Source organism: Acetobacter ghanensis, from assembly GCF_001499675.1.
In the GTDB taxonomy this organism is placed as follows: domain Bacteria; phylum Pseudomonadota; class Alphaproteobacteria; order Acetobacterales; family Acetobacteraceae; genus Acetobacter; species Acetobacter ghanensis.
This window is the reverse complement of sequence record NZ_LN609302.1, coordinates 567,134-586,718: the sequence shown is the minus strand read 5'-3', so window position 1 is coordinate 586,718 and position 19,585 is coordinate 567,134. Positions and strand designations below refer to the sequence as shown.

Here is a 19,585-nt window from a genome sequence, read left to right as displayed (position 1 = left end):
CCAGAACAGACCGTGTAAGAAGCCTGCCCCGCTTCCCGCTTCCTGACTGAACAAGGATTCGGGAGGAATAATGAATAGACCGGTCAACTCCAATATGAGCAAACGCAGTGCCGCATGTGGCTGCCACAACGTTTGCCCGCAACTGGCAGAGTGAGTGCTCGACCATGGCTCCACACGCAAAAACAAGACCTGCAACGCCTTATGCAACGGCCTGATTTTTCCGTGCTGCCCATGTTGTCTATATATGTTTGGATATAGATACGGTCAACGCAATAAATAGACCGATCGTCTCATATCCGCTCTGCACGCGGTGCAAATGCGCTGTAAATGCCTGTAATTTCGTGGGATTCAAAAAAAGACGGGGACAGTCCTGTTTAACGCAGACCTGCCCCGCCCTAATCAGGGAAGAAGCAGCCGCTCGGACGCCTGCCATGTTTTTTCAAAGGGTTGCGACCTGTGGGTAATCTTGACCATCAGGGTTGCCCCCAGCCACAACTGGTACAAAGCACCAGCCAGAGCCTGCGCATTCATCCCGCTCTGCACAGAGCCTTCCTGCTGCCCCTCCGCAATAGTACGGGCAATACGGTCTATGGCTTTGGCGGTACCAGTATCCAAAATCCGGCGCATCCGCTCTGACAGGTCAGACACCTCAGCCGCCAGTTTAACAATCAGGCATTTGTCGCCTGTTTTTCCATCCACGTGGGTTTCCTGCCAGAAGCGAAAATATGCGAACAGTTGGTCCGCGGCATTCCCCACTTCTGCTGAAAACAAAGTATCCATTTTTTGTAGATAATCATCCATGTAGATGCGCAAAAGCTCTTCACCAAAAGCTTCCTTGGAATCAAAATAATGGTAGAATGATCCCTTGGGAATGCTGGCCACTTCCAATATCTGGGAAATACCTACAGCAGAAAACCCACGTTCTCCAACAATAGAACGCGCAGCTTCTACAATACGCCTTCTGGCAGCATTATGCTTTTCTACAACACTCATAGAGATTTGATAGAGGATCTACTAAAAACAGTCAATACAAATAGACCGAACGGTCTATAAATTCTTTTAAAGTCCTATGCAAAACAGTATCCTACACCTCACCCGTGTAAAAACACGGCCTTCCCCTTCATAAAAACTGGACCAACAACAGTGCTGCCTCCCGGCTTCCTTGCTGTGCAAATTGGCTGAAATCTGATCAAATCACAGAATGGTCACAGCACAAGCATCTGCAGCCTCCCCACTCAGGAAGGTTCTCTCCGTCGTCCTGTTCAATCTGCTGGTCTATATTGTTATCGGCATGCCCAATGCCGTTCTGACAATTTTTGTGCACACGACGCTTGGTTACAGTACAACTCTTGCCGGGCTGACCTTTGCCTTGCAATACGCGGCCACGTTTGCAACACGCTCTTCCGCCGGGCGACTGGTGGATAAAATTGGCCCCAAACCCGTGGTTATTGGCGGCCTACTGGCCTGCATATGCTCCGGATTACTCATCGGTTGGGCGGGGGCACTGCATAATCTACCGTCTGCCTCGCTGGGCATCCTCTTAATCAGTCGGCTATTTTTGGGATGGGCAGAAAGCTGGACCGCAACGGGTGTTATTATATGGAACATCCACCGCGCGGGAGCCGAAAACACAGCCCTTGCCATTTCGTGGAACGGAATCTGCTCTTACGGGGGCATTGCACTGGGCGCACCTATTGGCGCGACCTTAGCCCTGCTGCCTCCGCCTTATGGTGGACTGGTAGCCGTAGGTGCCCTATCCGCTTTTCTGCCGGTATTTGGTCTAGCGCTTATCGGATTTTACCAAGGGGCACAGCCTCATCAGTCAACAGAAAACCCGATTCCCTTCCGCAAGGCTCTGCATCTGGTTTTATGGCATGGCTCTGCTCTGGCGGCTGGCTCCATCGGGTTTGCCGCCATTTCGTCTTTTCTGGCTCTTTATTATGCGGCACACCATTGGGCAGGAGCGGCGACCGCTCTGGCCGTTTTTGGCATTGTGTTTGTTTGCATCCGCTTTTTCTTTGCAGGACAGATCAAACGACGCGGCGGCGTCTTTGTTGCCATCGTTTCTTTGCTGGTCGAAGCCGTGGGGCTAACCATTATTGGCCTTTTCCCCACTCATTATAATGCGTTGCTGGGAGCAGCCTTAACGGGAGCCGGCTTTTCGCTCCTATTCCCTGCACTGGGCGTTCTGGCCGTTAACAAGGCGGGGCCATATAATCGCGGGGCGGCATTAAGCGCCTATTCCATTTTTCTGGACCTGGCCATTGCCGGATCGGGCGTTACTCTCGGCCCCATTATCGAGTTTTCTGGCTATTCGGCCATGTTCCTGACAAGTGCAGCCTGTTGCCTTGCGGGGGCGGCCATCAGTTACCGGTTAAAGCGCAGTCCTCACCAAAGCTGAGGCATTACCTGCGTTGCAGGCATAAAAAAAGCCGCCCCGAAAGGCGGCTTCAGACAGCATTTCTGCCAGTCTGGTCTTAGGCTGCCTTGAGATTGACAGCAGACTTTTTGCCGTTACGGCCAGCTTCGATTTCGTAAGAAATCTGCTGCCCTTCGCTGAGCGAAGCCATACCTGCACGTTCGAGAGCAGTAATGTGAACAAACACGTCCTGCGAGCCATCCTCAGGCTGGATAAAACCGAAACCCTTGGTCGAATTAAACCATTTTACGGTGCCTGTTGTCATAACTAGGCTCCTTTTTTAACGTAGTGGTCGCGCACAGAACACGTGCGCAATCGTAACTTCCAACAGGACAATGCCGACACAACGCGCATCAGCCACCCTGATAAGAGCATCCACTTTTTGTATTTACGCATGATGCCAAAAAAAACACAAGCTATTATTTTTATAATTTTGCGAATTTTATTTTAAAAAGTAAGTCCATACGCCCATAGTATTGATATTATAAAGTTATATTAATTTATAAATTATTTGGTTTCATTTTTTCATATCATCTTTTTATGGATTTTTATCTTACTCCCTCCTTTCCACGCAACACCTCCATATTTCTACAGAATCAGGCGCTCAGGCTGGATGCTATGCCCTGTTCACGGTATGGAACGGTCTGCCCATTACAAAAATTCCAAGGTCTTTCCCATGTCCGACTCTCCCGTCCTAGATAACCAGCCTACGGGTTCAAACGGTGTTGTCTGGAAAGATTTTCCCGAGGCAGCTTTACTCAATCGTGTCACTGCAGAAATCGTTCACAATTTCCCGCGTCCTTTGCAGGATGACAACCGACGGGTTCACACACCAACACTGTTTGTCGCGCTAGGCAGCGTTTGCGGGTTTGCCGCCCAGACAAGCCTGTTCTCACTCATTAAAACCGGACTGCGCCCAGAGCAGGATATGATGGCCCATACCCTTACCGGGGGGCAAACATTCCTGTTTGGTGAGCAACTGAACCAGTTTCTGTTACAGGGCGATCCAACCGTCCATAACTTTGGACTCTGGCCCTGCCTGAGCGGGGTCGCCATACAGAAAAACTGCTCCCCGCAGGACTTCCCGGATTTGAACACTCAGTTTGCATCTGTCGCCAGTCGGTTGGGCACTGCGGAAGAAGGGGTTCCCGATGTCGCTCCTTCCTTTCGTCCACTCATAGCGACCGAGAGCCTTCGGGAAGCCATGTGGGCTTATGTGGAACCTATTTTCCTACAGGATTACCCAGACAAGCAGGCAGCATATGACCCGCTCCCCAAACACTTATGGAGTTCAGCCATGAACGTGGCTGCGGGCATCCTATTCAGCAAAATGTTCAACGTCATGGATGTCCGCACAGCCATGACGCTTATCTTACAATCCGCTATTTTTGGTTCAAAAATTATAGAGAACTAAACCAGAGTTACGGCCTCAACCAACCGGTTGACTGGCTTTACCCGCCTTGCTGGCCTTGCGTGCCTTACGGCGTGCAAGGCGCTCCTTCATGGCCATCCGCTCGTATCGGATTCTCTGCCGCACCCAGTTCAGTATGCCCGAAGACATCAGCACAATAATGCCGACAAACGTCCAGCTATCCAGCGGTTGACGGAACACAAGATAGCTGAGCGCAACGCCCCACACCATCTGGCTATATTGCGGTAGGGCAACACGGTTGGCTGGCGCACGGGCTGTTGCCATCATCATCATCAACTGCCCCAGCGCCGCCAGAAAACCGTACCCAAACAGGTAGATCCACGCCGTCAGGCTGGGGGGCCACTGTGCATGTAGCCCCATGAGAATACCATTCCCAACAAGCGGACCAATCAAGCTTGAACCGAAGAGGGATAGACGAACACGCTCCTTGTCCGCCAGCCGGTACGCAATCACACTCCCCGCATTGGCAAAAGCCGCGATAAGCGCACACAAATGCCCCCAATGCAGCGCCCTAAACCCCGGACGCAGAACAATAAGGACTCCAACAAACCCAAGAACAACAGCCAGCCATGCCCAGAATGTCACTTTCTCTTTCAACAGGACGACAGAGAGAATTGTGACGAACAGGGGCATCAGAAACATAAGAGAAAATGCTTCTGGCATGGGCAGCAGCATAAAGGCTTCCACGCTGGCGGCAGTCGCGGCAAAAACACACCCAGCGCGCAAAAGCCACATGCCCTTTTGCTGCGGCCTGACAATATCCAGATACGACTCATCGGGCCGACGCATAAACGGCAGAATGAGAAAACCAAAAAGCCCACCCGAAAAAGCAACTTCAAATGGGTCGAGCTGGCCCGCCAGCAACTTGGAAAACGCGTCACTTATAGAGAAAGACGCATAAGCTCCAAAAGCTAACGCCATGCCGGAAAAAAGAGTCTTGGTGTCCATTGAAGCCGCTATATCTGTTAGAAAAATTCTGCGCACAGAATTACATTGGGTAGCAATAAGGACAGATCACGACAAAGTAAAACGTAATCTTCCGCTCTGTATTTCAGGTATCAGATTTTTCAATAAACCAGACTGAACACCTTGACCGAAAAGGGAAACACTCCCTTCCCCCTACGACACATGGGAGTCAGACGTCCCATCTTCAAGCTGACTTGCAAAAAACCACCATTTTTCACGCGTCTTCTTATTCTGCTTGGCATGATACATCGCCATGTCAGCACGTTTTAACAACGTTCCAACATCCATGCCATCATGAGGATACAGGGACACACCCACCGTCATACCGACCATGGCCAATGCTTGCTCGTTAACCAAGAATGGGCTTTCAACCACTGTGTGCAAGGTCTTCAGAACAACCTCCACCTGAGTGGTAGCCTGAGCGACTTCCAGCCCTTCCAGCACTACAACAAACTCATCCCCGCCAAGCCGGGCGACATAATCCGTTTTTCGCAACAAAGCGGACAACTTCTGGCCAAGTTGCTGCAACAACCTGTCTCCCGCCTCATGCCCATATGTGTCGTTCACCTGTTTGAAGCCATCGAGGTCAATCATCCCAATCGCCACAGCGGTGCCATTCCGTTGGCCACGCGCCAGTGCCAGCGGGAGAAATTCCGACAATGCCAGACGATTATGCAGGCCGGTCAGCACATCATGCCGGGCGCGCTACGCTTCCTGTTCCTGCATACATTCAATACGCTGCTTGGCATCCAGTTTGTCCAGCGCATGCCCCAGAAGGCTGGCGACCCGCTTACAGAGGGCAATACTATTTTCATCAAAAACCTGTGCATGGGGTGCCGCAAACGTAATAAGCGCCCAGACACGGTTCCCCCTCCAGATCGGCGTGGACAGAACTGCACGCCAGTTGTTGCTCTGGATAAAGTTAAGGCATGGACTACTGGCCTGCTCCGTGAACTCATCGTTACTGTAAACGAGATTTTTCCTCATCCATGCCCGGATAACAACCAGCAGAGGAACCTCTCCGCAACATTGCTCCAGACAACCGTTAATCCGCTCTATGCCTGCTGTTCCCTCACCGGCACGGGCTAGAACTTCCAACTGCCCTACGTCATTCACACGACCAATCCAGACGGCATGAAACAGCGTGTCTCGCACAAGGTCTAAACAGGTGCGACGACACATCTCAGAGTCATCTGTGGCCAGCAGAACAGCATCGGCTGCATTCACCAGTGCATGGTAAAGGCGCCTGGACAGATCACGGCTTGTGACATCCTCCAACGTCCAGACAGAAATATCGTTATGCAGATCAGACAACTGAACGCCTGAGCAATCAGCTATCAGAATCTGTCCATCCGCGCGGGCCAGATGCACACCGGGCACCTGTACCTTATGGTGTTGCCTAAGTTGTGTGTAACATTGGGCAATACGTTCGAACTCGGCGTAACTTGCAAAAAGAATTTCGGTTGATTTTCCGATTAATGCATCAGATTCCATCCCCAGCATCCGGGTCGCATAGGAGTTTGTCATCTGAATAACCCTGTCTTTTACAAGAAGAATCCCAACAACAGAATTATCCAGTAACGCTGTTCTTAGCTGCTGGTTATAAATTCTATCCAGCCCCATGGAGATATTGATGCACACTTCTCTAAGCAGGATCTGAAGCTGGTCATCAAAAATATCAGCTTTCTCGTGATAAACACTCAAGACAGCCCAGACTTTTCCATCCTTGTAAATTGGCAGGGCCGTGTTGGAACGCAGGCCGAGTTGCACGGCCCGGTCCTTCCATGGGGCAAGTGTTGCATTATGCAAAAATGACGCGTTGAAAATAGGCTCCCCTGTCCGCCATACCTGCCCAATGGTGCCTCGCCCCTCGGGCACATCCGCTCTGGCTGAAATAACCACGTTATCCAGATATGCCCGTGCTCCACTTATGGCCAGAATCTGGAAGCGTTGCGCCTCATCCGGTCGGGTAATCAGCGCTATTTTAAAGTGTGCATACTGTATGGCCATATCGCAAATTTCTTGCAAAAGCCGTGCTTCATCATCAGCCTGACTGGCGCACTGGCTCGCCTGCGCCATAAACATGTTAAAGTCGGTCAAACGACGCAGATGCACCATTTGCTCCCGATCCCGACGGCGAATGAGAAACTCCCCAGCTATAACCAACAATGCTAGAATAAGAGCCTCTGCACTCCAACGTGCAGGAGCCGTCTGGACGTAACTCTGCCACGCCCGATCCGAAGAAAGCTGCGTCTGCACCACAAACGGATAACCGACCACAGGAACCTGCACGGCCATATCCGGCTCAGCGCGAGATAAAGACTGAACCGCGGCCTGATGGGGCAGGGACTGCCCACTGCGCGTATCTATTACCGCAAAGTCCCACTTCCGCACATCAGGCGGCAATTCCTGTTCATCCAGAAAACGATTCAGACGATAAGGAGACCCTAAAAAATACCCACTTTTACCGTCTACCATTTCCCGCACGCGCATAGGCAGCACGACGGCCCTCAAGTTTTCGGAATAGTGAATGGGCCCCAGAAGATGATGAGGCATTTTGAGAACAGAAGAAAAGTTTTTTAAAGGTTCCGCCAGTATTTTTTTCTGCGCGGAAGTGGACCATTGAATACTTTCACCATCCGCGCCAAGAACACTGAATGTGGAATATGATGGTCGAGAAAGTAAATAATGACGAAGTGACAATTCCACCTGAGGCGATAGGACAGGTGAGTTATCATCTGGTCCGTGCAAGGCCGCCAGAGCCATATCAAGCTCTGTAAACCGCGTATCCAGACGCCCCATTATCAGGTTAGCGTAAGTCTGACTGTCTCTCCGGGCGGACTCGTGGACATCGGCAATCGCATGTTGGTATTCGTTGAACTCAACTGCCGCTCCACATATGAGCACAACCACCACAGGCAGCACATAGTTCATCACAACTCTTATTCGCTTTTGTATAGTCCTGAACGTATACCGAAAAGAGAAAGATAAACGTGCATTCATTCGCAGAATCACTTACCTGATTTTAAAAAAGTCATATTATGCATAATACTATAGGATTTTATTCCAATCCATTTTTTAAAATATGCCCCCGTATTCTACACCCACTCTAACGATAAAAAGTTTATCTCAAGCAAGAGTTCCCTGAATTAAAATTCAAATTCATTACGGGGCCATCAACTCCTGACCTCTGAGGGCTTTAAAAGCCAGATATGTTCATAGCCAGGCACTTTTCCTTTAATGCCATTGGCGACCGGATAACGGCTGATACTTTTGATTGAATAGTACCTTGCATAATAGTGTTCCACATCGGATTCCATAACGGCAAACGGTGGCCCAGATAGTTTGATTTGATCATATTCAACACAAATCAGAAACTGTGTGGCACACTGGCTCAAGCCCACAAGGAGCTGTGCATACTCTGCCCGCGACGCGGCTGGCAAAGCGACTAAAGCGGCCCGGTCATAAACGGCGTCAACCTGACCCAGCATAGAGGGGGTGAGAGCAAAAATATCTGCGACAAAAATCCTTAACCCATCCCCCTCAAACACCGTTACATCGGTCGTCAAGGATGAGATGACCGGCTGAATTTCCAGCTCATCAAACAGTTGCTCAACAGCCCGACGGCTGAGTTCGACACCACTAACCGTGTAACCTTTTTTAACCAACCAATGAATATCAAGTGTTTTTCCGCACAATGGAACAAAGACATGACAGCCCGGCGGGACACATACCGTGGGAAAATACTGTACCAACCCATCATGCGGATGCTGCGCATGGAACCCGATCTCGTTTCGGTCCCACTTTGCCAGCCAAAACTCTGCATCCATTGCTTAACCCAACCCCATTCCTTACTGCTTTACGCAAGTCACAACCCTACGCGTCATGTAGAATTTTTAATAACGGTTTGATTCTATTGTGGATGAGGAGCAAGCAAGATAACCGCCGTGCCTAACAGGCACAGAGCTGCACCAATCAGATCCCAACGATCTGGCTGTGCACCTTCTGCAAGCCACAGCCACAACACAGCAACTGCAATATAAATACCGCCATAAGCCGCATAAGCACGTCCGGCAACGGATGTGTCGATTAATGTTAACAGATAAGCAAACAGCAGCAGCGAGCAACACCCCGGGAGAAGCCACAAAGGCGTTTTACCCAGACGCAACCATCCCCAAAATGCAAAACACCCGCCAATTTCAGCTATTGCTGCGGCTAAAAAAAGCAAAACTGTCTTCATTATCTCTTACTGCCAACGCCCGATTGATTATGCCGCATATCCTAAACGGTATTGAGTTCACACGTCAGCCTATTCCCTCCCTTTTTCTGCAAAAACTGCCTTAAACATGCAGCGAGCAGACAAGGAGAGCATGAACACTTTTTCTCAACAACAAGACCAGTTATTAAAAAATAAAATTTACAATTTAATGCGATACAAATGAATAAAATTCATATTTTAAAATACATAAGCGCAATTGTATTTTAATTGTGTTTTTAAATACAGAAACCCATCATTTGTAACGCCAATGTGATTAAGGAAGTGAGAAAATCACTATAGAATGTTACGATACGGCATTGCTGCAAAAGCATTTCCTTCAAAATCTTATGGACATTTTTTACAACGTGATGAAATAATAAAAACAGAAGACATGCAATATCAGGAGAAGTATGTAGCATGAGTTATTCTATAACTAACATACTTTTAAATTGTTCTTATACATTATATCCAATTTTCTCACGGTCTTCTGTTTTATTTTACATAACAAAACCCAACTTACCTGCCTTCTTTTCTTTTTCCAACACAACATCCCCCATAACAGGCCCCTCTGGCCCAACCTTAATATTTAAAGATTGAGCCCATGCCAGAGTTTTCCTCCCCTCCTGTATCGCCACATAATACCGATCTTTTTTATGCCACCATGCTTGAGCAAGCGGCAGACGGTGTCATTATTATTGATGACAAAAACAAAATTGTTTTTTTTAACGCTGCGGCAGAACATTTATGGGGTTACCCAGCCACTAAGGTGCTGGGCACAAGTGTGGATCAATTGGTTCCGCAGGAACATCGTAAACGCCATAGCCATTACATTACACGCCATCGCCAGACCGGCATTAACCGGCTGGTCAACACATCGCGCGAAATCACCTTCATGCGGAGCAATGGAGATTATGTTGCTGCCGAGCTTTCTATTTCCACGGCACTGATAGGAAAAGAAAAAAACGTTATTATATGGCCTTTGTTAAAGGCGTTACGGAAGAAGTGCATCGTCGCACACTTATGGAAATCCAAAGTCAGGTTCTGGCATCGCTGACTGACCATACGACCACACAGGACGTGGCCGATATGCTCTGCGCCAAAGCCGAGCAACTGGTGCCCAACAGCATTGCCACACTTCTACAGGTTTCCATTCACGGTGATCTTTCCATCCTTTCAGGAAAGTGCCTCCCCGTTGGCAAAGCCAGCAAACTCAACGCTTTAACACTCACCCCTTCCGAAATAGAAGATCTCCGCAACACCCCACACCATGCGAGTGCTCTTATCTGGTCTTTGACACAGGATCACGAGCAAAATACCGATTTACATACCTGCTGGGCATCCGCTGTTTGCAATGCCTCCGGTGATCTAATCGGAATTTTTGTCCTTTTCTCACGCAACAAGGAAAAAATTACTGATTGGCCTCAAAAAATTGTTTCCGGGTGCGTTCCATCCTGCGCATCTATTATAGAACATGAAAAAACACGTAATAAAATAAATCAGTTCCATAAAGTTGATTCTCTCACTGGTCTTTTTAACAGAACAACGCTCACATCTCGCCTTAAGCAGATGGCAACACAGGAAGAACACATCCCCTTTGCCGTTCTGGTGCTCGATATTGACCTCTTGCAGGACGTTAATAACGTTATGGGTTATCATTGTGGTGATACCCTACTGCAAACAACCGCTCACCGCATTGCCTCCTACTGCCGCGGGCAATATATAGTTGCACGGCTGGGTGGCGATGACTTTGTCGTTGTCCTACCAGATGCTGACCGGAAAAAAGCCTGTAAATTGGCTCATGAACTAAGCTGCTTAACGCGCAAACCCATTGAAGTCCAAGGGCGTGATCTAGTGGCCTCGCTCAGTATAGGCATTAGCTTTTATCCAACAAATGGGACAGAAATAGAAGAAGTTCTGGGTGCTGCGGAAATCGCAATGCGGCAGGCCAAAAAACAGGCGCGAGGCAGCTTTCGGTTTTTTGGAAAAAGCGGCAACAGCAACGTGCGCGAGCGCCTGATTATTGGTTCCGCATTGCGGGACGCTCTGCAGAAAATGCAATTATTCCTCGTCTATCAACCTCAGATATGCGCGTTGACTGGCACCCTGTATGGGGTGGAGGCACTCAGCCGCTGGCAGCACCCAACCCTTGGTTTTATTCCCCCGTCTTCTTTTATCCCCATTGCGGAGGAAACCGGGCAAATTGAAGCCATAGGCTTATGGTCTTTAGAAAAATCATGCCAACAACTGATAGAATGGGAACAAAATAATGTTTATGTTCCCGTTGTGAGCGTAAACATGTCCGCTGTTCATTTTTGCAGCATTGAGCTTCCTGAACGTATTTCGGCCACGCTCAAAAAATACAATCTGAAACCACACCGCCTGACAATAGAAGTGACTGAAAGTGTGGCCATGCGTCAGGACCCTGAAACAGCCGCCAACCTTACAGCCATCCGCAATATTGGTGTTGGCTTGTCCATGGATGATTTTGGCACTGGCTTTTCTTCTCTCTCCAGACTAGCTCAGCTCCCTTTGACAGAAATTAAGATTGACCGCAGTTTTATTGAAGATTTTGAAAACAATGTCAGCTCGCTCGTAGTCGCAGAGGCGGCCATTAACATTGGCAAGCGGCTCGGCATCAAGGTCGTCACCGAAGGTGTAGAGCGTGAAGATCAGGTCAAAAAACTGCAAGAACTAGGCTGTGATATTCTGCAAGGCTATTTTTATAGCAAACCCCTTCCTCCACAGGATATTCCTGTATGGCTGAACACGTTCCCTGCCAGACGGGCCTGCCACCATGCCTGACCTAACAACGCCTTGCAGAACAGGAAAAGCGCTCCCCCTTTGCCATAAACAGACAAAAACGGTTATTCTGGTGGAGCCCTCAATTATTTGACCTGACTTAAGACCAAAGAACGTTCACGCACCTTGCCAGATATGACCCGCCATTCGGAAACCACGCCCCCAGCCACTGCCCAACCCGTGCTGTGCGAGACGGAGCTCGTGGCCGTTCTTGTGAGCATAAACCATAATGCGCCACATATTCTGACACTGGATCATGGTCAGTCTTTTCCTGCTGGTCCGCTCACGGTGGAGCATCGCTCACTGCAAAAGGGTATGCGCAACTGGGTCGAACGTCAGACCGGGCTTAAACTTGGCCATACCGAGCAGCTTTATACCTTTGCGGAATCTCTCCACGGGCAGGGCCACCAAAAGGTGCGCATCTCCTACATGGCCTTCATTCGCCAGAACTGCGACCACAATCTGGCCGAGCGCTCCATTTACGATTACTTCCCATGGGAAGATAGACGAAACCCCGCCTCCACTCCCCTCCTGCACACCATTGCGGACCGATTAAGACTATGGGCACAGGGGGATGCACAACGCTGGCAGCGATGTGCCACAATGTTCGGGCTTGAAGGCCACCATTGGAACGACGAACTCTCCCTCCCCCGTTATGAGTTGCTGTGGGAGGCCGGGTTGGTCCCCGAAGCCACATGGGAAAATGGCACACTTTTGCCGGGCCTGAGCATGTATCGTGACTTCAGGCGTATTCTGGCCACGGCCCTCTCCCGTATGCGGGCCAAAATCCGTTACACGCCAGCAGTGTTCGACCTGTTACCCCCCCAGTTTACCCTCCTCCAGCTCCAACAGGCCATGGAAGCGCTGGCAGGGTGCCCCATGCACAAACAGAACTTTAGACGACTCGTCCAGCAACAAAAACTGGTCAGCCGTACAGCGGAATATGACTCGCCAACACAGGGGCGTCCGGCACAGCTTTATCGGTTCGCCCCCACAACAGCCGAAAACTGCTATCTGGCAGGCGCCAAACTCCCATTACCGGCCATCTCCTGAAAAAGTGTCTGGCGACACTCTTGTAATTCTTATACGCTATATATACTCAACAAGAGCATATATAGCACGGGAAAACGGAGCAGGACCATGTCTGCATCACTCATGGCCAGCAGGGACCAACTTTACCACCCTGTTGCCCACATTATGCTACGGGACCAGTGGGAAGCCAATTTTGCGGCGGACATTGAGGCCATTCAACGCCTGAAGCAGGAAAAGAATGCTGTTATTCTGGCGCATAACTACCAAACGCCAGAAATCTTCCATTGCGTAGCAGACATCCGAGGAGACAGCCTGGCTCTGGCCCGTGCCGCACAAACGGTTGATGCCTCCACCATGGTTATGGCCGGTGTGCATTTTATGGCTGAAACAGCAAAACTGCTGAACCCGGAAAAAACTGTTCTCATCCCCGACGCTACGGCAGGCTGCTCTCTGGCCGAAGGCATTACAGCAGATAATGTGCGCACACTCAAAAAACGCTATCCCGGCGTCCCCGTGGTAACTTACGTCAACAGCACGGCTGACGTTAAGGCTGAGAGCGACATCTGCTGCACATCCGGCAATGCGCGCCGTGTTGTAGAAAGCTTGGGTGTACCGCGCGTTATTATGATCCCTGATGAATTGCTTGCCCGGAATATAGAGGCAGAAACCGGCATAGAGATGCTAACATGGCCTGCCCATTGCGAGGTGCATGAGCAGTTTACACCCCAGCAGATCAAACAGTACCGCCGCATTCATCCCGGCCTGACCGTTATTGCTCACCCCGAATGCCCACCAGACGTGCTGGATGAAGCCGACCACGCTGGCTCGACCGCACAGATGATTGAATTCATTGACCAGAAAAACCCACAGAAAGTGCTTCTGGTTACCGAATGTTCCATGAGCGATAATCTGGCGGCACAGTACCCGCACACGCAGTTTGTGCGCCCATGCAACCTATGCCCGCACATGAAGAGGATTACCCTGTCCAACATCCGTCAGGCGTTGGAAACCATGCAAACAGAAGTGACCATACCAGCACATTTGCAACAGCCCGCCCGTATGGCGGTTGAGCGGATGCTGGCAATCTGACCTCACACTCACCGGAGCCACGCCATGAACACCAACCTTTACCTCCCGCCCCTGTTGTGGGAGCCCATTGTGCGCGCGGCACTTATGGAAGATCTGGGTATTGGGGGAGATGTTACCACGCAGGCGCTGGCACAACCGGGACAACAGTTACATGCCGTTTTCCGCACCCGTCAGGACGGCGTTCTTTGTGGGCTGGAGGGAGCAAGGCAGGCCTTTGCCATACTGGACCCGGCTGTTCGGTTCAGCATGGTCAAACAAGATGGTGCCCATATTGTGCAAGGTGACGTGCTGGCAACCGTGGAAGGCAGCGCTACAGCCCTGCTGGCAGGGGAGCGGACAGCACTTAACCTGCTTTCCCACCTAAGCGGCATTGCCACCCACACACACCAGATTGTTCAGACTGTTGCCGGAACCAAAGCGCGTATTGCCTGCACCCGCAAAACCCTACCGGGCTTGCGGTGCCTGCAAAAATACGCCGTGCGGGCCGGTGGCGGCAGCAGCCACCGGCTAAGACTGGACGACGCCATTCTTATCAAGGACAACCATATTGCTCTTTGTGGGGGTGACATCAAAAAAACCCTGCTCTCGGCCCGCCAGTATGCTGGCCACCTGATGAAAATAGAGCTGGAAGTGGATACATTAGAGCAACTGGAAGAGGCGCTCACCTGCGCCGTGGCCGATGTTTATCTGCTGGACAACATGACCCTGCCACACCTTGAGCAGGCCGTACGCATGATCAATGGCCGCGCACTGGCCGAAGCCTCTGGCGGTATTACGCTTAAAACCGCGCGCCCTATTGCCCAGACCGGGGTGGATGTCCTCTCGCTGGGGTGGTTGACCCATAGTGTGCAAGCGCTTGATATCGGACTGGATATTGTGCCCGACTAATCTGTTCTGCTGGCAATTTTATATCCGTCCTCCACTCTGCCTGCCCAGCATCCCACCTCTCAAGACAGATCCTGCACGGCAGCAGGCCCTTGCAAACCGTTCCGTGCAGACATGAACATACCGCAGAACATCCCGGCTTCGGGCTTTCTGCTTGAGATAAAAGAGCCATCCTCCTAATATGGGGCCAGTAGAAGCACTGGTATTTTGCCAGCCCGCCATGCAATGCTCAAAGGTGCCTGTTAATGGAGTGGTCCGAAGAAATAATCGCCCAGCTTAAGGACCTATGGGCGGAAGGTCTTTCAACGGCGGAAATCGGCAGGCGGCTTTCCATTACCAAGAATGCAGTGGTCGGCAAGGCACATAGGCTTGGCCTACCTCCTCGCCCCTCTCCCATTCGCCGTAATGGGAGCAAACCCAAAACAGCGGCGGACAAAACCGAACAGACCGCAGCAACGCCTGCGCCAGAAGCGCCAACGCCACGCGCCAGCGTAGCAACCACGTCTGCTGCACAACCCACACCGGCTCCTGCCGCAGCCACACCGGCCCCGGTTGTTGCGCAGCCTGTGGCGGCAGCCATTGCCCCCACAACGCCAACCGCCAGTGACGACAAAACGACGCGGAAAGAAAAAGCCGCACCCGTTGTACGCACCAGCGCCAAACCCAAAACGCTCCTGCGCAGCATCTCGGACCCGGAACCCAAAAAGCGCCGTGGCCCATCTTGCTGCTGGCCTATTGGCGACCCTGGCACGCCGGGTTTTCATTTTTGTGGTGCAACGCCCATTCCGGGCAAGCCATATTGCGAAGAACACGCGCAAATCGCTTACGTGCGCCTGCGTGACCGGCGCGATAGCGTATCCTGACAACAGGACCCATCCTGTTAACCTGATGGCAGCCAAGCCACCATCAGGTTAACAGGCAGACTGATCTCTCAGCCTTCCAGAGCTTTGGCCGGTTCAGCAGCACTGTCTGCCGTTTTGGAGCCAGCACTCCCTTCAGCCAGCATTTCCAGCTGACCGGTAATCTGGCCGCCGTCTTCTACCTTCAGGCGATGGCAGGCGGCCTTACCCAGCAGGCGGCCACTCCCCCGCACGGTCAGGCTACCGCGGGCGGTCAACGAGCCGTCCACCGTGCCAGCAATTTCTGCATTTTCCACTTCCACACCACCGCGGAACAGGCCACCCGGCATAACAACCAGCTCCTTGGCTGTAATCATGCTGGATTCAACCGTGCCTTCTACGACAAGGCGTTCCGCATCCTGCACCGTGCCCTGCACGCTAATGCCCCGGCCAACAACCAGAGTCCGCTGTTCCGGCCCGTCCTTTTTGGGCTGCATCTGCGTCGGCAGCCCACGAGCTGCTGCACCCGGCATGGGCGGAATACCCCCACCAGCGGGTAAGGAGGAACCGGAAGGAAGAGGTGAACGACCCATAGGTGACGTTTCCTTTAAATTATCAGAATGCGATGCGGGAACTCCAGCAGCAGAGTTCCCCTGAGAACCCGCGTTGGAAGAAAGAACAGAACCAAATGCCCCTGCCGGACGCGCAGAACCCTGCTGAACGGTAGAGGGTACCTGAGTCTTTGGCTGACTATCTTCAGGCTTACGTCTTTTGAACAAGAAAATCCCCCGCCTTTCTGGCTGCCTGCATCCAGGCAGCGGTCCACATTAACAAGCCACCACAAGCACCAGCCCGGCCTCCTCCAGTCATTCTCATGCAGGGGGCCATCTGGTAAGCAGCGCAAGTTGCTTACGCCTCACTGTTGCCCTTTTTGTGGCAGCGCGCTAGCCAAACAACCACACAGACCATTTTTTCAGGAAAAAATTTTACCGCCATGACCGGTCAGGACACACAATACGATATTCTCGGTATTGGTAACGCCATCACCGATATTCTCGCCCGCACGGAAACCACCTTTCTGCAACAGCAGGGGCTAACCCCCGGCAGCATGACACTGATCGACGTTGACCGCGCCAACGCGCTGGAAGCCGCGCTGGCGCCAGAACACGTTGTTGGCGGTGGTTCCGCCGCCAATACCTGCGTTGTTGCCGCCCAGTTTGGTGCGCGTGTTGCATATCTTGGCAAGGTCTCCCGCGATGATGCGGGTCTGAAGTTCACACAGGACCTGCGTGACAACGGGGTGCAGTTCCCATCCGCCCCGCTGAACACACAAGTGTTTGACAACCTGCCCACGGCACGTTGCGTGGTTATGGTTACCCCGGATGGTCAGCGCACCATGGCAACCTATCTGGGAGCCTGCACCTGCTTTACCCCTGATGACGTACTGCCGGACATGATTGCCTCCTCCAGCATCATCTATCTGGAAGGTTACCTGTTCGACCCACCCCATGCGCAGGAAGCATTCCGCCGGGCTGCCGCCCTCGCCCACCAGAACGGACGGCAGGTTGCGCTTTCCCTCTCCGACCCGTTCTGCGTTGGCCGCCACCGCGATGCGTTCCTCGATCTGGTTAAAAACCATGTCGATATTCTGTTCGCCAATGAAGACGAGATCTGCGCGCTCTACGAAACAGAAAACTTTGACACAGCCGCCCGTCACACGCTGGAAGACACCACATTTGCAGCCCTGACCCGCTCGGGGCTAGGCAGCGTTGTGGTGCATGACGGTCAGCTCACAACAGTTGCCCCCGTACCCACACAAGTTGTGGATACAACAGGCGCTGGTGATGCTTATGCCGCCGGTTTTCTGGCAGGTCTGACATCGGGCCGCAGCCTGCCAGAATGTGGACGTCTGGCCTCGGTCGCTGCGTCCGAGATTATCTCTCACTACGGTGCTCGCCCGCTTTCCAACCTATGGGAAGAAATGGGCTTCTAATTCACACCGTTTAACCGCGTGTGGGTGTGCGCTCCTTACGGAGCCACACCTTCACTAGGCACTGTGACTACCCGGCCACCTTTAACCCGCAAGGCCACCTTGCCTTCGCACAGGGCCTGTGCTGCGTCTCCAAACACTTGGCTCCGCCAGCCCGACAATAATGTGCGTGCCTGAGCCGGGTCCAGCGCCAGAGCTTCCAGCTCATCCATGGACGCAACCAGACGTGGCGCCACGTCATGCTCCTCGCAACAGGCCGTCAGGAGCACTTTTAACAACGCCACCAAAGAGGCAGGAGGACGGGCGCTGTCCTTGCTCTTGCCACGCGCAGGACGCGGCAACTCCGAATCCGGCAGGGCCTGAGCCTGCTTGACGGCTTCCAGCAACGCGAGACCCGTCCGGCCTTCCGCCAACCCACGCGACACCCCACGCACACGGGCCAACGCATCGACTGTCGCAGGTGTTGTTGCCGCTATTTCCAGCAGGCTCTCATCCTTCAGCAAGCGCTGCCGAGGCACATTAACACGCTGCGCTTCCCGCTCACGCAAAGCGGCAACAGCACGCAAAACCCCCAGCATACGGCGGTTACCCGTACGCGCTTTAAGACGCTCCCACTGTTTTTCGGGGTCAGGACGGAAGGTCGCCGGGTCTTCCAGTTCCGCCATTTCAGCCGCAACCCAGCTCAAGCGTTTGTCCTGCTCCAGCTTGTGCACCAGTTTTTCGTAAACCAGCCGCAACCACGTCACATCTCCCGCCGCATAATTCAGCTGGGCATCAGAAAGCGGACGAACGGACCAGTCCGTAAAACGATGGCTCTTATCAATCATATGCCCGGTCAGAGCACCAACCAGACTGTCATATCCAACCTGATCACCAAAACCCGCCACCATGGCCGCAACCTGTGTATCAAACACTGGTGTGGGCAGAGCGTCGAATTCATGCAGAAAAATTTCCAGATCCTGCCTGGCGGCATGAAAAACCTTCAGCACAGACTGGTCAGCCATCAGCGCGGCCAGAGGGGCCAGATCAATCCCGTCTGCCAATGCATCAATCAGCACCACGTCCTGTGCGCTGCCAACCTGCACCAGACACAATTCCGGCCAGTATGTGCGCTCACGCATGAATTCCGTATCAACCGTAACAAAGCGTTCGGCATGAAACGGTTTAAGAGCTTCTGCCAGTTCCTGCGTGGAAGACACAAGCCGTGGCTGGGGGAAAACGGGAGAAGGTAATTTGGCCATGTTTTCTCCATACACTAGCACACCCGAAAGAGACAGACTGAACCCATAAAGTCACACGTGAAACTTGACGAACACACCAACAAGCCGGACACCGGATACAACCATGACCCATCTGGAGAGACCCCATGAACAGACCGGATGACGGCAGCCACGCCCTTACCCAGCTTGGCCGCCAGATTGCGCCCCCCAGCAGCCCGGAAGAAGCCGTGCTGGAACGTGTACCGGCCCCATACCCGGACAAGCGCTATATGGTGCGCTTTACCGCGCCCGAATTTACATCCCTATGCCCGATTACGGGGCAGCCGGATTTTGCACATATTGTTCTAGATTATGTGCCAGATCAGTGGATTGTGGAAAGCAAGTCACTCAAACTGTTCCTAACCAGCTTTCGCAACCATGGTGCCTTTCATGAGGCCTGCTCCGTGCAGATCGCCAACACATTGGTAGAGCTGCTTAACCCTGTATGGCTGCGCATTGGTGCTTACTGGTACCCACGAGGCGGCATTCCCATTGATGTGTTTTGGCAAACAGGCGAACCACCAGCAGGCGTCTGGATTCCAGCGCAGGATGTACCATCCTACAAAGGGCGCGGCTAACAGCCGGATACAAAAAAGCCACCCAATGGGTGGCTTTTT

Annotated in this window: 19 protein-coding genes; 10 read left to right on the top strand and 9 right to left on the bottom strand. The window is 52.2% G+C overall.

The window, feature by feature from the left end:
• Window positions 1–399 precede the first annotated feature (399 nt).
• Window positions 400–993 (bottom strand): TetR/AcrR family transcriptional regulator, encoded by a 594-nt coding sequence (locus AGA_RS02805; protein ID WP_059022938.1) that lies wholly within the window; start codon window positions 991–993, stop codon window positions 400–402.
• A 208-nt stretch (window positions 994–1,201) separates the two neighbouring features.
• Here AGA_RS02805 and AGA_RS02800 point away from each other — a divergent pair, with 208 nt between their 5' ends.
• On the top strand, window positions 1,202–2,401 hold the full coding sequence (locus AGA_RS02800; RefSeq protein WP_059022937.1) for an MFS transporter: 1,200 nt from the start codon (window positions 1,202–1,204) through the stop codon (window positions 2,399–2,401).
• A 76-nt stretch (window positions 2,402–2,477) separates the two neighbouring features.
• Here the strand turns inward: AGA_RS02800 and AGA_RS02795 are convergent, their stop codons facing one another.
• Entirely contained in the window at window positions 2,478–2,684 is a 207-nt protein-coding gene (locus tag AGA_RS02795; RefSeq protein WP_059022936.1) for a cold-shock protein, read from the bottom strand.
• A gap of 411 nt (window positions 2,685–3,095) precedes the next feature.
• Here AGA_RS02795 and AGA_RS02790 point away from each other — a divergent pair, with 411 nt between their 5' ends.
• Window positions 3,096–3,833: a hypothetical protein gene (locus tag AGA_RS02790; protein ID WP_157065283.1), complete on the top strand. Its 738-nt coding sequence runs from the start codon at window positions 3,096–3,098 to the stop codon at window positions 3,831–3,833.
• Between the two features lie 15 nt (window positions 3,834–3,848).
• Here AGA_RS02790 and AGA_RS02785 read toward each other — a convergent pair whose 3' ends face one another.
• The 5 genes from AGA_RS02785 to AGA_RS02765 all read right to left on the bottom strand — a co-directional run bounded on the left by AGA_RS02785 (window position 3,849) and on the right by AGA_RS02765 (window position 9,057).
• Complete coding sequence (locus AGA_RS02785) at window positions 3,849–4,799, bottom strand: DMT family transporter (protein WP_231945930.1); 951 nt, start codon at window positions 4,797–4,799, stop codon at window positions 3,849–3,851.
• Window positions 4,800–4,970: 171 nt separating this feature from the next.
• Window positions 4,971–5,507, bottom strand: a complete 537-nt coding sequence (locus tag AGA_RS02780; RefSeq protein ID WP_059022934.1) for a GGDEF domain-containing protein — start codon at window positions 5,505–5,507, stop codon at window positions 4,971–4,973.
• Between the two features lie 15 nt (window positions 5,508–5,522).
• Complete coding sequence (locus tag AGA_RS02775) at window positions 5,523–7,373, bottom strand: GAF domain-containing protein (RefSeq protein WP_231945926.1); 1,851 nt, start codon at window positions 7,371–7,373, stop codon at window positions 5,523–5,525.
• Window positions 7,374–7,993: 620 nt separating this feature from the next.
• On the bottom strand, window positions 7,994–8,647 hold the full coding sequence (gene tmpT / locus AGA_RS02770; protein WP_059022932.1) for a thiopurine S-methyltransferase: 654 nt from the start codon (window positions 8,645–8,647) through the stop codon (window positions 7,994–7,996).
• Between the two features lie 83 nt (window positions 8,648–8,730).
• Window positions 8,731–9,057 carry a YnfA family protein gene (locus tag AGA_RS02765; RefSeq protein ID WP_059022931.1) on the bottom strand — a complete coding sequence of 109 codons (327 nt, stop codon included), beginning with the start codon at window positions 9,055–9,057 and terminating at the stop codon, window positions 8,731–8,733.
• Between the two features lie 619 nt (window positions 9,058–9,676).
• Here AGA_RS02765 and AGA_RS02760 point away from each other — a divergent pair.
• The 6 genes from AGA_RS02760 (at window position 9,677) to AGA_RS02735 (ending at window position 15,743) form a co-directional block, all read left to right on the top strand.
• Complete coding sequence (locus AGA_RS02760) at window positions 9,677–10,129, top strand: PAS domain S-box protein (protein WP_059022930.1); 453 nt, start codon at window positions 9,677–9,679, stop codon at window positions 10,127–10,129.
• Window positions 10,048–11,877, top strand: a complete 1,830-nt coding sequence (locus tag AGA_RS02755) for a putative bifunctional diguanylate cyclase/phosphodiesterase (protein ID WP_231945923.1) — start codon at window positions 10,048–10,050, stop codon at window positions 11,875–11,877. Before AGA_RS02760 ends, AGA_RS02755 begins: the two co-directional genes overlap by 82 nt.
• A 132-nt stretch (window positions 11,878–12,009) precedes the next feature.
• Window positions 12,010–12,927, top strand: coding sequence for an NUDIX hydrolase (locus AGA_RS02750; RefSeq protein WP_059022929.1), 918 nt, complete (start codon window positions 12,010–12,012; stop codon window positions 12,925–12,927).
• Between the two features lie 87 nt (window positions 12,928–13,014).
• Entirely contained in the window at window positions 13,015–13,995 is a 981-nt protein-coding gene (gene nadA, locus AGA_RS02745) for a quinolinate synthase NadA (protein ID WP_059022928.1), read from the top strand.
• A gap of 24 nt (window positions 13,996–14,019) precedes the next feature.
• Window positions 14,020–14,883: a carboxylating nicotinate-nucleotide diphosphorylase gene (gene nadC, locus AGA_RS02740; RefSeq protein WP_059022927.1), complete on the top strand. Its 864-nt coding sequence runs from the start codon at window positions 14,020–14,022 to the stop codon at window positions 14,881–14,883.
• Window positions 14,884–15,125: 242 nt separating this feature from the next.
• Window positions 15,126–15,743 carry a GcrA family cell cycle regulator gene (locus AGA_RS02735; RefSeq protein ID WP_059022926.1) on the top strand — a complete coding sequence of 206 codons (618 nt, stop codon included), beginning with the start codon at window positions 15,126–15,128 and terminating at the stop codon, window positions 15,741–15,743.
• A gap of 68 nt (window positions 15,744–15,811) precedes the next feature.
• On the opposite strand, the gene AGA_RS02730 is transcribed toward AGA_RS02735, so the two are convergent.
• Entirely contained in the window at window positions 15,812–16,498 is a 687-nt protein-coding gene (locus AGA_RS02730) for a bactofilin family protein (RefSeq protein WP_172793713.1), read from the bottom strand.
• A gap of 215 nt (window positions 16,499–16,713) precedes the next feature.
• Between AGA_RS02730 and AGA_RS02725 the strand changes: the two genes are divergently transcribed.
• The gene (locus AGA_RS02725; protein ID WP_059022924.1) at window positions 16,714–17,712 is read left to right on the top strand and encodes an adenosine kinase; all 999 of its coding nucleotides are present in this window, start codon (window positions 16,714–16,716) and stop codon (window positions 17,710–17,712) included.
• A 35-nt stretch (window positions 17,713–17,747) separates the two neighbouring features.
• On the opposite strand, the gene rnd is transcribed toward AGA_RS02725, so the two are convergent.
• On the bottom strand, window positions 17,748–18,950 hold the full coding sequence (gene rnd / locus AGA_RS02720; protein WP_059022923.1) for a ribonuclease D: 1,203 nt from the start codon (window positions 18,948–18,950) through the stop codon (window positions 17,748–17,750).
• 125 nt (window positions 18,951–19,075) lie between these two features.
• On the opposite strand from rnd, the gene queF reads away from it, so the two are divergent.
• Complete coding sequence (queF, locus tag AGA_RS02715; RefSeq protein WP_059022922.1) at window positions 19,076–19,546, top strand: preQ(1) synthase; 471 nt, start codon at window positions 19,076–19,078, stop codon at window positions 19,544–19,546.
• Window positions 19,547–19,585: the final 39 nt, after the last annotated feature.

Coding starts and splice junctions, on each gene's coding strand:
- AGA_RS02725 (WP_059022924.1), top strand. CDS start 16,714: ATGACCGGTCAGGACACACAATACGATATTCTCGGTATTGGTAACGCC.
- queF (WP_059022922.1), top strand. CDS start 19,076: ATGAACAGACCGGATGACGGCAGCCACGCCCTTACCCAGCTTGGCCGC.
- AGA_RS02805 (WP_059022938.1), bottom strand. CDS start 993: ATGAGTGTTGTAGAAAAGCATAATGCTGCCAGAAGGCGTATTGTAGAA.
- AGA_RS02735 (WP_059022926.1), top strand. CDS start 15,126: ATGGAGTGGTCCGAAGAAATAATCGCCCAGCTTAAGGACCTATGGGCG.
- AGA_RS02800 (WP_059022937.1), top strand. CDS start 1,202: ATGGTCACAGCACAAGCATCTGCAGCCTCCCCACTCAGGAAGGTTCTC.
- AGA_RS02750 (WP_059022929.1), top strand. CDS start 12,010: ATGACCCGCCATTCGGAAACCACGCCCCCAGCCACTGCCCAACCCGTG.
- AGA_RS02765 (WP_059022931.1), bottom strand. CDS start 9,057: ATGAAGACAGTTTTGCTTTTTTTAGCCGCAGCAATAGCTGAAATTGGC.
- AGA_RS02760 (WP_059022930.1), top strand. CDS start 9,677: ATGCCAGAGTTTTCCTCCCCTCCTGTATCGCCACATAATACCGATCTT.
- AGA_RS02790 (WP_157065283.1), top strand. CDS start 3,096: ATGTCCGACTCTCCCGTCCTAGATAACCAGCCTACGGGTTCAAACGGT.
- AGA_RS02775 (WP_231945926.1), bottom strand. CDS start 7,373: ATGCCTCATCATCTTCTGGGGCCCATTCACTATTCCGAAAACTTGAGG.
- AGA_RS02755 (WP_231945923.1), top strand. CDS start 10,048: ATGGCCTTTGTTAAAGGCGTTACGGAAGAAGTGCATCGTCGCACACTT.
- nadA (WP_059022928.1), top strand. CDS start 13,015: ATGTCTGCATCACTCATGGCCAGCAGGGACCAACTTTACCACCCTGTT.
- AGA_RS02795 (WP_059022936.1), bottom strand. CDS start 2,684: ATGACAACAGGCACCGTAAAATGGTTTAATTCGACCAAGGGTTTCGGT.
- nadC (WP_059022927.1), top strand. CDS start 14,020: ATGAACACCAACCTTTACCTCCCGCCCCTGTTGTGGGAGCCCATTGTG.
- tmpT (WP_059022932.1), bottom strand. CDS start 8,647: ATGGATGCAGAGTTTTGGCTGGCAAAGTGGGACCGAAACGAGATCGGG.
- rnd (WP_059022923.1), bottom strand. CDS start 18,950: ATGGCCAAATTACCTTCTCCCGTTTTCCCCCAGCCACGGCTTGTGTCT.
- AGA_RS02785 (WP_231945930.1), bottom strand. CDS start 4,799: ATGGACACCAAGACTCTTTTTTCCGGCATGGCGTTAGCTTTTGGAGCT.